We start from the raw sequence: 13,382 nt of genomic DNA on the forward strand, positions 1-13,382 counted from the left end.
CGGTCGGCTCCATCGCATCTCTTCCACGAAAAACTGCGCTGACCTGCGGGGCTATCACTACGCCCAAGACTAGCTAGAATATCTAAAATAGCAAGGAATGGTCGCGACGAGGGGGTTGGCGATGTCCGACGTGCACGGCGGAGTCCTTCGAGGTGTACGGGTTGTCGAACTGGCGTCGTGGACCTACGTGCCCTCCGCCGGTGCCGCCCTGTCGGACTGGGGTGCCGACGTCATCAAGGTGGAAGGAGTCGCGGCGGGCGATCCGGGCCGCGCGCTGGTCGTCGGCGGGTTCACCCGGCAGGCGGCCCGCCCGGATGCCGATTTCATCCTCGAGCTGGGCAACCGCGGCAAGCGGAGCATCGCCGTCGACATCAAGTCGGAAACGGGTCGTGAGCTGTTCGGCCGGCTGCTGGCCAGTGCCGATGTGTTCTTGACCAACTGGCTGCCCGGCGCACTCGAGCGGGCCCGGCTGACCGTCGACGACATCCGCGCGTTCAACCCGAAGATCATCATCGCGCGCGGCACCGGGCTGGGGGTCCGAGGTCCCGATCGCGATCGCGGCGGATTCGATGCGGCGACGTATCTGGCACGCGGTGGGGTCGCCTACACGCTCACCCCGTTCGGCAGCGAGACGCCCGCGGTCCAGGGGCCCGGCTTCGGTGACCTGCAGGGCGGGGCGACGCTGGCCGGCGGGGTGTGCGCCGCGCTGTTTCACCGGGAACGCACCGGCGAACCGACCATCGTCGACTCTTCGCTGCTGGCGCAGGCGATGTGGTCGATAGCGCCCTCGATTTCGGCCGCCGACTTCTTCGATATCGATGGGATCCCGGGCGCGCCCCCGGGGCTGGCCATCAACCCGCTCGTCAACCGGTACAAGACCAAAGACGGCAGGTGGATCCAGCTGGTGTTCTTACAGCCCGACAAATTCTGGGTGGGCTTCTGCGCGCGCATGGGCCTGCCGGAACTGGCCGACGACGAGCGATTCGTCCCGTCCAGCAATTTGATCGCCAATGCGGCAGCGGCCACCGAGCTGCTGGCGAACACCTTTGCCCGTCACGACCTCGCGCACTGGCAGGCGGTGCTCGAAGACGAGCCGGGCGTGTGGGGTGCGCTCGCGACACCACGGGAAACCCTCAACGACCCGCAAGTCGAACCCAATGGATATGTGGTCACCAATGTCGACGATCACGGTGAGAAGTACCGAATCGTCGCCGCGCCAGTCCAATTCAATGAGACGCCGCCGTCTCCCGCGCGCGCCCCGGAGCACGGTCAACACACCGAAGAGATCCTGCTGGAACTGGACGTCGACTGGGACGACATCGCCAAGGCGAAGGAAGCCAAGGCGATTCTGTAGCGAGCCCGGCGGACGCGGTCAGCAACTAATCGCGCTGTTTCACAGCCTGTTTCGCTACCACGTGTCGCGAATTTTGTTGATGAGCGGCCGATTCCGAAACGGTCACAGCCGCATATCAATGTCACTGATGGACTGGCACAACGCGACAGATCCGCAAATCATTGCACAGGGCGCCTTTTGGGGATTGCGGCCGCGACGAAGCGCACGAATTCCTGCCGCTACGCGAGTAGTGGTTCCGCGAGGGCGCAGCAGGAGGTATCAACAGCATGACGACGAACTGGGTTCCCGCCCAAACTTCGTGCGGCCCGAACTCCGGTCGCATTCTCGACACCGCGCGGGGCATCCTCATCGGCCTTCGCCGGTGTCCTTCCGACGCCGCTTTGGACGAATTGCACAGCGCGGCAATACGGCACAAGGTGCCGGTGTTCGCCATGGCTTGGGCACTGGTCCACCTCGCGGGTGGCGGCGAGAAGACGCCCAGCTTTGTCGACGCGCAGTCTGCGGCCCGCAGTGAGTGGGGTGCGCTGTTCAAATCCGCCGCTCTGACCTGTTGAGCGGGCGCCAAGACGTTGGGGCGGCCGAGCTTTCGAGGGGTAACCCGGCCGCCTCCAACTCCAACTACATCGACCCGAACCCGCGGTCGGAGGGTTACGCCTTCGGCCTTCGGCTGCAGTGGCCGACGCGGGGGCGGGGTTTACGGCGCTGGCGGATGAGCCGCGCGCCGCTTCGGTCTGGCCCGGAGCCCGACTACGGGATTAACCTGCTTCGCTGAGACCGCCGCCCCAAGCGGTGGCATCCGCGGGCGCATCTTTGTGCCGGTTGGATGGAGACGACGCCGGCCGCAAGGGCGCCCAGGAAATTAACCGCCCAGGCCTGAACTCGCTAGTCGTGGGCCTCGAACGCTCGGGCGCTCCGGTCACCGTTTCCTCGGGTGCGCCGCGACGCCGTCCGTTGCCCATTCTCGTGGAAACTCCTGCGCCCCCAACGTATCCGGCGACGAGGATTACAGCGCACCCGGCCAGTTGCAGGGCCGATGGGCGTTCCCCAAGCATGACTGTCCCGAGCGCCACTGCCCCCACCGGCGTCAGCAGGAGCAGCGCCGAATTCACGGTGCTGGGTAGGCGGGCCGAGCAGAAGGCGACGAGTAGCCAGCCGAGCAATTGACCGGTGACCGCTACCAGTGTCAACCATCCGAGTGCGCGCCAGCCCGGCCACGCGTCAAAGCCGTGCCACCAGGGTCCGACCACGACCGCCACAAATGCGGATGCAACCAGCACGACACCGTAGGTCTGCATGGGGTGGCCGGCTTGGCCGCCGCGCCTCAGTAGAAAGAGGAATCCGGAATAGCAGAGCGCCGCGCCGACCGCGTGAATGGTTCCGCGGGTGGGATCGGTTCCCGTTATCCCGTGCTCGAGTAGTCCGCCCGCGAGCAGCACACCAACGAGCAGCGCGGGTAGTGCCAGCGTGAAGCGGCGGGACATCGGTTCCCGGTCGATTAGCCGACTGAGCAACGGCACCACGGCGACCTGGGTGTTCACTAAAACCGTCGACAGGCCCGCGCCGACCTCTGTTATCGCCTGGGTCCACAGCAGCATGTCACCGGCGAACAAGGCGCCGCCGACGATAGCCGATAGGAGCGCTCGACGCGACAAGCGCTGACCGCGTTGCCATTCCGGGACGGCGAGTGCGGCAACCACCGGCAACGCAATCAGGCAACGTCCAGCTGTCGCGGTCGCAGGTGCCGTCGAGGCCAACTTGAGCAGCACTGCCGATGCCGACACGCAAAGGGCGCCGCAGGCCAATCCGATTCGGTCGGTAAGTTCTCGCGATAAATTCATCATGACTCGGGAAGTACCCGGATTGTCTAATGGGCAATCGAGGGATTACCCATTATGATGGTGGTCATGGCGCGATCAGACGCGGCCAATCTAGAGCTGCGCGGGGGTCATCCCGCGGTCGACTTGGTCAACACGGTGGCGTGGCGGGGTGACCCACGTCGTCGTACGGACTATCTGTCGGACTATCTCGACCTGGTGGCGTGGGCGCATCACGCGCAGGTGTTGTCCCGCCGCGAGGCGAATGTCCTAGCCGAGCGCGCCGCGTCAGAAAGGGAGGCGGCCGCGCAGACATTGCGTCGGACGCGGTACGTCAGGGAGGCACTGCATGGCATCTGGACAGAGCGCGAATCGACTCGCGATGCCGACACAGTGGCTGCCGCTTTCCGGTCCGCGCTGCGCGTCAAGCGTCTTGCCGTCGGTGTGGATGTCGTCGAGTGGCAGGACTCGGCACTGCTGTTGCAGTCGCCGCTACACCGGCTGGCCATCGAAGCTGTGAACCTGCTTACCGCCGTTCCACGCTCGCGCATCAAGCGCTGTGCCGACGATGAATGCGGCTGGCTGTTCCTCGATTCCAGCCGCCGCCAGAACAGGCGGTGGTGCAGCACGGCCGACTGTGGCAATCGGGCGCGGGTGCGAAATTTCTACGAACGCGGCCGCGAGGGTTTGGGCAGTTAGGCCGGCGGAAGCTGACGCGGGCCATCGGGCGGACCCAATTCAGGCGGCCCGTCGCGACTCGTGAGCGCACGCCGACGGTCGACTTCCGCCGACTCCACCGACAAGTGGTCCGCATCGTCTGTGGCCCGCCGCGGCAAGGAAGAGTGGGAATGCCCGCCGGTCACCCGTCGGTGCGCCCGGGTGCCAGGTTCTTGCCGCGACGAGGTGACGAACTCCGTGCGCGCCGAGGGGTTTTCGGTGCTCGCTTGCTGTCCGGACAGCTCGGTGTCCGAGGCCTCGGAACTGACCGTCACCTTGCGGCTGCGCTTGAGCGTGAAGGTGATCTCCTCGGTCTCTTCGAGAACGCCTTCGAACACCTGGCGCGCGCTACGCAACGGCTGGGTGGTGGTATCGATCACCTTGGCAACGAACGGCGGCACCAGCGGGCGAATCCAGCGGGCCGCGGCCTTGGTGGCGTCCGGAAGCGACGGAATCAACGGGGCATTCCGTCCTTCGTGGGCCTCGACCTCGCCGCCCGGCGGCAGGGGAGCGGGCAGATTCTCCGGAACATCGCGCGTACGGGCGTTACCCAGGCCGGCGGCCGGCTCCGGCGCGGGCAGCTGGGTGAGCGCCCGGCTGGCCGCCTCGGCTTCGGCGGCGATCGGCAGATACACGTCGTCGTCGCCCGGCTCGAAGGCCCGCTGCGACGGAGCGTGCGCCGGAGCGTCCAGGGCTTCGGAAACCCGGCGGCGTTGCTGCTCGCGGTCGATCTCGGTCTGCGCCTCGATGGCGAGCCGTGCCTGCGTGAGTTGGTGCTCGGCCCAGAGGATTTCGGCCTCGCGGCGCACCTCGGCCCGCTTGACCGCGATGGCGGTCTCGGCGTCGAGTTCTGCGCGTTCGCGCTCGACGCGCGAGGTGGCCCGGCGATCGTGCGTGGTCTCGCCGCGCCACAGTCCCAGGATCAGGGGCGTCAGGTAGAGCAACACGCACAGCGCGACCGTCAGCACCCGCAGGCTCATTGCCCCGGCCTCGGCGAAGGTGAGGTCATTCATCGCGACCCAGCGCGCCCCCAGGCCCCGGCCGGCGTCCGCCACGACGGCGTCCCGCGTGTCGCGCAACGCCGCCTCCTGTCGCGACATCGTGGCGTCCAGATCCGGTGCGCGGCTGTCCCGGGCCGCCAGCGCGGCGTCCAATTCGTGCTGGGCATCGGCGAGAAGATCGTTGGCCGTGCGTGTTTCGGGCCCGGCACCGGGAACACCGGTGATCCGGGTCTGCGGGCAGCCCGCCGTCGGGTGGTACTCACAGCGGGCGACGACCAGCGCCTTGTCCTGGCGGTCCCGGGCCTGCGCAACGGCGCCGTCTAGCGCGGTGCGGGCATCCCTGGTCTGCTGTAGCGACGCCGATGCCTGCGCCACGGCGGGAACGGATTCGGAGCTGCGCAACGCCCGTTCGTCGAGCCGGTGCTCGATGGAGCTGGACAGCATGACCAGTGCCGCGAGCTCACCGACGACGACGCCCACCGCGCCCGCCACCGCGGCGCGTCCGACCACGCCGGGGCGGCTGCGGTCCGGCCCGGGAATCGTGCCACGGGTGATGGCCCCGACCAGCAGGCCGAAGACGAGGGTGAACGCAACGACGGCCGGCACCGGCCAGCGAGACGACTCGCAGATCGCCAGGGTGGCCACAAGCCAGGCCAGCGCCGCGCCCAACAGTGCGACCGCGCCGGCGACGGCGTGGGTGGACCGTTCGTGACGCTCACCCAGCTCGTGCCGGTGTCCGCCGCCTAGCCAGATGAGTACCCCGGACACCGGGGCCATGCCCGTGCGCTGCTCAGTTACTTCCTGGGGCATGAGACTGAAACACCTCCACGATCAAGCCTTGCAGGCCACCGCCCGACACTTCGAATCGAACCGCCCCGCCTGTGGTGCGCTTCACAAACCCGTCGGATCGACGCAGATCGCCCACCGGGCACCGACCGGGTTGCTGGTTCAACGAGACGGGATCTGACCCGGAATCCTGCGACGCGAGCAGATCAGCGACCGTTCCGGCAGGCGACATGAGACGGTATAAGCCTATGACGAATCACGATTATGTCACCTACGAAGAGTTTGGCCGCAGGTTCTTCGAGGTCGCCGTCACCCCCGAGCGGGTCGCTGCCGCGTTCGCCGACATCGCCGGCAGCGAGTTCGCCATGGAGCCGATAGCGCAGGGGCCGGGCGGGATCGCCAAAGTCAGCGCGAACGTCAAGATTCAGGACCCCCGGGTCACTCGGCGACTCGGCGACAGCATCACCTTCGTCATCCACATTCCGCTCTCGATCGACCTGCTGGTCGACCTGTGGCTCGACAAGCAGCGATTTGTGGTCTCCGGGGACATCCAACTGCGCGCGACCGCGCGCGCGGCCGAACCGCTGTTGCTGATCGTCGACGTCGCCAAGCCGCGGCCCTCGGACATCACCGTCAACGTCTCGTCGAAGTCGATCCGCGGTGAGGTGCTGCGGATCCTGGCCGGCGTCGACGGTGAGATCCGGCGGTTCATCGCGCATTACGTCGCCACCGAGATCGACGCGCCCCAGTCGCAGGCGGCGCAGATCATCGACGTGGCTCACCAGCTGGAGGAGGTCTGGCCCTGAGCGTCCGGCTCAGCGAATACGTGTGACGGTGTCGGGGTACTCAGTCACGGTTGTGTGTTCGTCGCCGGCACGTGGGGCGACGGCGGTTCTGATTCGCCAGGGGAGGAAGACGTTGGCTCGCGTAGATGTCTCGGTGTCGTCGCAGGTAGAACCGGAGGCGGCTTGGAAGCTGGCGTCCGACCTGGATCGATTCGAGGAATGGATGACGATCTTCGCCGGGTGGCGCGGGCCGGTGCCCGACACGATCGAGAAGGGCACCTGCGTCTCGTCGTGCGTCAAGGTCAAGGGCTTCCGCAACGTCATCCACTGGAAGGTCACCCGGTACGACGAGCCGAAAGCGATTGAGCTGCAGGGCCGCGGACGCGGCGGCATTCGCCTCACGGTGGCGATGACCGTCACCGATGACCACCCCGGCTCGACGTTCCACCTCACGGCCGATCTCGGTGGCGGTTTGCTCAGCGGGCCGGTCGGAGGATTGGTCGCCCGGGTGTTGCGCTCGGATGTGCAAAAGTCCGTGAACAACCTCGCGGCTCTGCGGTAGTCGCCCTACCGCGCCGCTACCGGGCCGGGTGCCTGATCACCCACTGCCGCTCCGAGTCGCGAATTCGCCTGCGGTCCATCGCAAGCCAGGACAGGCCGGCACCGAACGCGAGCATCGAGATGATGGCGGCGGCGACGCCGGCGCGGGCCTGACCCAGCGCGAAATTCGTCACGCACACCGCGAACGCCAGCGCGGCCGCCGCGACCACGACGAGCCCGGGTGTTTGCGCGTACCGGTCAGTGGTCCGATCGTGGTCGACAGGGTCGTGCCTCATGGCGTCTCCTCTGCTGTCACATCCGTTTCGGACGATGTGTTTGTGCTACCCGAATGGCCGGTCGGACAAACGACTTGGCGGAGGCGACGCGCGACCGCTAGAGAGTTTGGTGGCGCCCGAAGTACTTGTGGTCTTCGCTGTAGCCGCCGTAACCGCTGCCGATGTCGTGGTAGTCGGCGACGAACTCGATGCCTTTGATCCACTTCACCAGTTTGAAGCCGTGCTGCAATTCGTTGCGCAGCCGCAGCGGTCTGCCGTGCATGTAGGGGAGCTGCTGGTCGTTCATGTTGTAGGCCAGCATCGTCATGTGGTGGTCCATCTGGCCGATGTGGTGGGCGTTGTAGTAGATGCCGCCGGTGGCGCCCAGCCCCATCGAATAGAAGACCGCCCATTTCGCCTCGGGCAGTGGTTTGACGATGTCCATGATCGTTTTCATCTGCACGCCACCCCATTTGGCGACGCCCGACCACGCCTGGATGCAGAAGTGCTGGCTGATCTGCTCGTGGTAGGGCAGCGCCATCAAATCCTCGAGGGAGAATTCCATCGGGTGCTCGACCAGGCCGTAGACGCGCAGCCGCCAGTCCTTGAAGTCGTCGCGCTCCAGCTCCTTGTACTCGACGGTCTCCGGCAGGCGACCGTTGCGCCAGTGGTGCGGCGAGATGTCCTTTTCGGTGAAGGCGCCGGGCTTGGGGTCGAGCTGCTCGAGAATCCGCTGGAAGGGGCCCACCAGCGCGTAGCCGACCCGTTGCACCACGCGGGGATGGCGAATGGTGAAGGGAGTGGCCCAAACCCATGCGACGGCGGTCAGCACCATGGCCGCGGCGAAGATGCCGAAACCGATCCAGCTGTTGTCGTCGCGGGAGGCGAACATGTGGTTGAGGTTTCGCAGCGCGCTGGTCGTCAAAACCATGGTGACGTGCACCAGGATGAAGAACAGGAAGTAGACCAGCACCACGAAGTGCAGCGACCGGGCGTGCTGGATGCTCAGCCGCTTGCTGAGCCAGTGCACCCGCTGGGACAGCGCGGGCGACATGCCCAGGCCGGTGATCAGCGCGGCCGGGGCGGCGATGAAGACGGTGGTGAAGTAGGACAGCAGCTGCAGGCCGTTGTAGGCGACCCAGCCGTTGTCGGTCGGCCAGTCCAGCGACAGGTACTGAATGGCCACCGACGCCGCGTTCGGGAAGACGTCCCAGCTCATCGGCACGATGTGGCGCCACTGACCGGTGGCGAACAACAGCACGTAGAAGACGGCCCCATTGACGAGCCACAACACGTCGATGCCCAGATGCCACCACCGGGCCAGGCCGATGGAGTGCCGGAAGCCGGGCAGCCCCAACTGCGGTGGCAGGGCGACGGTGTCCGCGTTGGCGGTCCACAGCTCGTCGTCCGGAACCGGCGGACCCACCCGCAGCCACTCGTCCTTACCGGGGGTGGCGTTGCGGCTGAAGTAAAGGCGGGGATGGTCGCAGAGAATCTGGATGCCCGTCCTGATGATGAACATCATCATGAAGAGGTTGAAGAAGTGCGTCCAGCCGATCCACGCCGGCAGGCCTGGGGGTACGCCGGCACTGTCCGAACCGGGGTAGCGGTGGATGAACGACTGCACCGACGGCACGTTGTGCAGGCCTTTGCCAACCGCGATCCCCGCGATCAGCACGGCAAACCCGATCGGGATCAGCCACAGCAGGTTGAACCATCGGTCGCGGCCGATGCGCAGCTTCGGGGCGGTGGCCCGCCTGGTGAGATCGAAGCCGCCACCGTAATGCTCCACATCGATGACGTCTTCGGCTGTGTGTATCTCGTTGCGGTAGTCCGGATTAACCGTCAGCGGCGTGCCCACTGCCAGCGTCGATACCGAGCCGCGCTGCGCTGCTCGCTCTGCACCGGTCCCCGCGGAATCAACGGTGTTCGTCACGCGCCCGAAATTACACGAATGGACCTGGATTAATTGGAGTCAATCGGGATCGACGGCCCCCGTCGCGGCGCCCGCACGGGGTGCGACGGGCGATACGCGCGCCGAGTGCGCAAAATCCGGCCGCGACCGGACGGCGTTAGCCGCACCTACCCAAAGAAAGCAATGATTTATTCCGCAGATACGAACCGATGAGTTTTGCTGTGAGTGTGCGCATAATCTGCTGCCAACACGCTACGCAGGGTCGTGTGGCAGCAGCCGGCGCACCGGGCGGGTCTCGATGGCGTGCACCGTCAGTGCCCGACGGCTGATCCGCCAGCCCGCGTCGGTCAACACGTACTCGTCGTCGTAGCGCAGGTGCCAGGCCACGTCCATCAGGTCTGAGTCCCGCTCGTTCCAGTGGTGCGCGACGCACGCGATCCGCCCGCGGGCAGTGCCGGGTTGTGCGGCCGCGTCGTACACCTCACCGATGATCGCGTGTTCGGTGCGGGCAACGGCGGCCACGACCGCGGCGGCGGCGGCGATGGCGTCACGGCCTCGATGCGAATGGATCGGCAGCAGATCGGCCGGCGGCGCCGGCACCACCAGTTCGGCGTCGGCAGTGAAAAGATTGGCAACAGCATTGAATTCGCGGTCATCGACGCGGGCGGCGTACCGGTGCACCAGATCGCTCAGCGCCGCCCGCTGGTCGGCTGACAGCGTCATGACTTCATGGACAGCCGTTGCGCACACGCGGACAACAGGTCTTTGGCCTGCTCGATATCGGTGGTCGGCGGCATGGCCAGCACCAGACGGTCGGCGCCCTGATCGGCGAGGGCGGCCGCGCGCTCGGCGTCGATCTTGGCGACGGCGTGACCCAGCGACACCTCCAGTGACGCCGGATCACGGCCCGCCGCCGCCGCCTCGTCGCGCATGAGCGCGATCAGCGATGCCAGACGCGGCCCGGTAACCCCGAGTGGCTGGAAGCCGTCGCCAAGGCGTCCGGCGCGGCGCGCGGCGGCTCGGCTGTGCCCGCCGATGTGGATCGGGAGGTGTTGTGCCGCAGCGGGTTTCGGATAGCACATGACGTCCTCGAAGTTGAAGAATTCGCCCGCGAAAGACGCCCCGCCGGACCGCTGAGTCCACAACTCCCGCATGACGGCGAGCTGCTCGTCGGCCCGCCGGCCCCGGCTGTCGAAATCCACATCGCAGGCGGCCAGCTCCTCCTTCAGCCAGCCGACGCCCACACACAGGCGCAGCCTGCCGCGCGACAGGGCGTCGACGGTGGCGGCCCGCTTGGCCAGTACCACCGGGTGGTGGTTGGGCAGCACCAGTACGCCGGTGGCCAGCCCCAGGCGGCTCGTCTGGCCGGCCAGAAACGCAAGCAGGTCAAGCGGATCCGGGATGGGGCAGTCTGGCGCCAGTCCGACGCGTCCCGAGTCGTCGTAGGGATAGACGCTGTCGTAGCGGGTGAGCAACACGGTGTGCTCTACGACGACGATCGATTCGAACCCGCAGGCTTCGAGGTGGCGCGCGAAAGCCACCATCCAGTCGGGGTCCGCAGTGACACCGTCGGCGACCGGGGCCACGACTGAGACCTTCATGGTTTGAGAAGCTAACAAGGCACCCGCCGGCGCGCCTAGCGGGCCACGTTTTCGGTGACGCGGGCAACGTTTTCGGTGGCGACGGGCGCGATCGCGGCGCGGACGGCTTCGGCGAGCGTGGCGGTGCGCGGATCGGTGAACACGTCCTCCAGCATCACCGCGCTCCCGTCGGGGCCCGTCAGCGGCACCCGCCAGTTGGGGTACTCGTCGGTGGTGCCGGGCTGATTCTGGGTCCGGCGGTCACCGACGGCGTCGGTGAGCGCCACGCCCAGCAGTCGCGACGGGGTCCTGCCCAGGTAGCGGTACAGCGCGACGACGACCTGTTCGGGGTCCTCTTCGCCGTCCTCGAGCAACCCGACCCGGCGCAGCTCGGCCATCCACGCCGCCAGCTCCGTCCGGTCGGATTCGAGCTCCTCTGCGACGGGACGGGTCAGCAGCCCCAGCGAATCGCGCAGCCGCACATGGTCACCCGCCAGATAGCCGGCGGTCGGCGGCAGGTCGTGTGTGGTGACCGAGGACAGGCAGTACTCGCGCCAGCGCTCGGCCGGCAGGGGGCCACCGTTTCCGTCGCGGTCCAGCTCGAACCAGAGGATCGAGGTGCCCAGCAGGCCCCGCAGCAAGAGGTAGTCGCGCACCCACGGCTCGACCGTGCCGAGGTCCTCCCCGACGACGACCGCGCCCGCGCGGTGCGCTTCCAGCGCGACAATGCCGATCATGGCCTCGTGGTCATATCGCACGTAGGTGCCTTCGGTGGGTGAGGTGCCCCGCGGGATCCACCAGAGCCGGAACAACCCGATGATGTGGTCGATGCGCACGCCGCCGGCATGCCGCAGCACCGCCCGGATCAGCGCGCGAAACGGCCGATATTCGTGCTCGTCCAATCGGTCTGGCCGCCACGGGGGTTGGGACCAGTCCTGGCCCAGCTGATTGAACTCGTCCGGCGGCGCGCCCGCGGTGACGCCCAGCGCCATCACGTCCTGCAGCGCCCAGGCGTCGGCGCCATTGGGGTGTACGCCGACGGCCAGGTCATGCATGACGCCCAACGACATGCCGGCCCGGATCGCCTGTGACTGCGCCGCAGCCAGCTGCTCGTCGAGTTGCCACTGCAGCCAGCGATGGAAATCGACTGTGTCCGAATGCTTTTTGACAAAGTCCGCGACGCCGGCCGCGTCCGGGTGCTGTACCGCCTCGGGCCAGGAGTGCCAGTCGGCGCCGTACTTCTCGGCCAGCGCGCACCAGGTGGCGAAGTCGTCCAGCGCGCGGCCCTCCCGGTCGCGGAACGCGGTGTAGGACAGCTCCCTTCCCGCCGACCGCGGTTCTTGGTGCAGCAGCCGCAGCGCTGCCCGCTTGGCCGCCCACGAGCCGTCGCGGTCGATGGTGTCGACGCGGGCGGCGCGCTGCTGCACCTCGGAGCGCAGCCGCCGGACCCGGCTGCGCTTGGTCAGGTCGGCGAATTCGGGGATTGCCTCGACGTGAAGATAAATCGGGTTGACGAAGCGGCGCGACGTCGGCAGGTAGGGCGACGGCTCCATCGGCTTGGTCGGGGCCGCCGCGTGCAGGGGGTTGACCAAGAGATAGTCGGCGCCGTGGCGCGACGCCGACCACACCGCCAGGTCGGTCAGATCGGTCAGGTCGCCGATACCCCAGGACTGTCGGGACCGCACGCTGTAGAGCTGAACGGCCAGGCCCCACGCGCGCCGGGCGCCGAGCCGCTCCGGCAGCCCGAGCCAGTCCGGCGTGACGATCAGCGCGGTGCTGGTCTCGGAGTCGCCGGAGCGCAGGTGCACCCGGTGATAGCCCAGCGGCAGATCGGAGGGCAGCAGAAAGCTGGCCTCACCCACCCAGCGGCCGTCCAGGTCGAATGGCGGGGTGAAGTTGTCGACCTGTTCGACGCCGCCGCGCACCGTGCCGTCTTCGAGCTCCAACCACACCTCGGCCGGATCGCCGTGGGTCACATGAGCCCAGAACCGGATCGGCTCGCTGGTACGCCCGACGATGGTCGCGGGCAGCCTGCGCGCCCAGTGCGACCGCAGCTTCGCGGTCAGCGCGACGTTGCGCTCCTGCTCGTTGTCGGCCGCGACGCCGAGGGAGCCCAGCACGGCCTTCAGCGTGGTCTCGGGAACCCGCACCCGCCTGCCGCTCCAGTCCTCGTACTCCGTCGCGATGCCGTATCGCTTGGCGAGTTCGATCAGCGACGGCGCGAGTTCAGTCATACCGCCATCTTGCTGCCAGGATTCGCGGCCCTGCGACTCGGACCCGGCGCGAGTTGGCGCATTCTTTGCTGTGTGGTGGCCTGCCATTCATTTGTGACGTCTCCCGGCAACGGCTTGGTTCGCTCGACAGGACGAAAGGCCGCGCGGCCACTACGATGCTCCGAGGAGACGAAAAGGATCCGGTCGGCTCATCCGTGGGGGAACGAAACTGCCAGCTCAATGGCGCGTGTCGCCGCTGCCCTCGCCGGCGGCTTCGGTGCGGGGAACGCGGTCGGCCTCGGTGCATAAAGAGATGTAGAAGTGAATGGCTTTCGCGCCGCGTGGCGAGGTCCGCGCAGGTGCCTTAACGTTGTCATGTAATTCGCGCTGGATCAGTTCATC

Annotated in this window: 12 protein-coding genes; 5 read left to right on the forward strand and 7 right to left on the reverse strand. The window is 67.3% G+C overall.

Going from position 1 to position 13,382, the window contains the following annotated elements:
* The first annotated feature begins 97 nt into the window (after positions 1–97).
* Together ACZYVJ_RS01715 and ACZYVJ_RS01720 are read left to right on the forward strand one after the other, a co-directional pair.
* Positions 98–1,354: a CaiB/BaiF CoA transferase family protein gene (locus ACZYVJ_RS01715; RefSeq protein WP_463829418.1), complete on the forward strand. Its 1,257-nt coding sequence runs from the start codon at positions 98–100 to the stop codon at positions 1,352–1,354.
* Between the two features lie 266 nt (positions 1,355–1,620).
* Complete coding sequence (locus ACZYVJ_RS01720; RefSeq protein WP_463829419.1) at positions 1,621–1,908, forward strand: ANTAR domain-containing protein; 288 nt, start codon at positions 1,621–1,623, stop codon at positions 1,906–1,908.
* Positions 1,909–2,109: 201 nt separating this feature from the next.
* Here ACZYVJ_RS01720 and ACZYVJ_RS01725 read toward each other — a convergent pair whose 3' ends face one another.
* Positions 2,110–3,195, reverse strand: a complete 1,086-nt coding sequence (locus tag ACZYVJ_RS01725; RefSeq protein ID WP_463829420.1) for a DMT family transporter — start codon at positions 3,193–3,195, stop codon at positions 2,110–2,112.
* A 51-nt stretch (positions 3,196–3,246) separates the two neighbouring features.
* Here ACZYVJ_RS01725 and ACZYVJ_RS01730 point away from each other — a divergent pair, with 51 nt between their 5' ends.
* Positions 3,247–3,867 (forward strand): CGNR zinc finger domain-containing protein, encoded by a 621-nt coding sequence (locus ACZYVJ_RS01730; protein WP_463829421.1) that lies wholly within the window; start codon positions 3,247–3,249, stop codon positions 3,865–3,867.
* On the opposite strand, the gene ACZYVJ_RS01735 is transcribed toward ACZYVJ_RS01730, so the two are convergent.
* Entirely contained in the window at positions 3,864–5,696 is a 1,833-nt protein-coding gene (locus ACZYVJ_RS01735; RefSeq protein ID WP_463829422.1) for a DUF4407 domain-containing protein, read from the reverse strand. The two genes, ACZYVJ_RS01730 and ACZYVJ_RS01735, sit on opposite strands and share 4 nt — an antisense overlap.
* A gap of 224 nt (positions 5,697–5,920) precedes the next feature.
* On the opposite strand from ACZYVJ_RS01735, the gene ACZYVJ_RS01740 reads away from it, so the two are divergent.
* Together ACZYVJ_RS01740 and ACZYVJ_RS01745 are read left to right on the forward strand one after the other, a co-directional pair.
* A complete protein-coding gene (locus ACZYVJ_RS01740; RefSeq protein ID WP_463829423.1) occupies positions 5,921–6,478 on the forward strand; it encodes a hypothetical protein in 558 nt (185 codons plus the stop codon).
* A 112-nt stretch (positions 6,479–6,590) separates the two neighbouring features.
* Positions 6,591–7,019, forward strand: a complete 429-nt coding sequence (locus ACZYVJ_RS01745; RefSeq protein ID WP_463829424.1) for a type II toxin-antitoxin system Rv0910 family toxin — start codon at positions 6,591–6,593, stop codon at positions 7,017–7,019.
* Positions 7,020–7,035: 16 nt separating this feature from the next.
* Here the strand turns inward: ACZYVJ_RS01745 and ACZYVJ_RS01750 are convergent, their stop codons facing one another.
* The 5 genes from ACZYVJ_RS01750 to malQ form a co-directional block, all read right to left on the reverse strand.
* Positions 7,036–7,293, reverse strand: coding sequence for a LapA family protein (locus ACZYVJ_RS01750; RefSeq protein ID WP_463829425.1), 258 nt, complete (start codon positions 7,291–7,293; stop codon positions 7,036–7,038).
* A gap of 97 nt (positions 7,294–7,390) precedes the next feature.
* On the reverse strand, positions 7,391–9,133 hold the full coding sequence (locus tag ACZYVJ_RS01755) for a molybdopterin-dependent oxidoreductase (protein ID WP_463832794.1): 1,743 nt from the start codon (positions 9,131–9,133) through the stop codon (positions 7,391–7,393).
* Between the two features lie 306 nt (positions 9,134–9,439).
* Positions 9,440–9,910, reverse strand: coding sequence for a nuclear transport factor 2 family protein (locus ACZYVJ_RS01760; RefSeq protein WP_463829426.1), 471 nt, complete (start codon positions 9,908–9,910; stop codon positions 9,440–9,442).
* Positions 9,907–10,788 carry an LLM class F420-dependent oxidoreductase gene (locus ACZYVJ_RS01765; RefSeq protein WP_463829427.1) on the reverse strand — a complete coding sequence of 294 codons (882 nt, stop codon included), beginning with the start codon at positions 10,786–10,788 and terminating at the stop codon, positions 9,907–9,909. The genes ACZYVJ_RS01760 and ACZYVJ_RS01765 overlap by 4 nt, the downstream gene beginning before the upstream one ends.
* Before the next feature lie 35 nt (positions 10,789–10,823).
* Entirely contained in the window at positions 10,824–13,001 is a 2,178-nt protein-coding gene (gene malQ / locus ACZYVJ_RS01770) for a 4-alpha-glucanotransferase (protein WP_463829428.1), read from the reverse strand.
* Positions 13,002–13,382: the final 381 nt, after the last annotated feature.

This window comes from Mycobacterium sp. IDUB_3 (genome assembly GCF_055419585.1).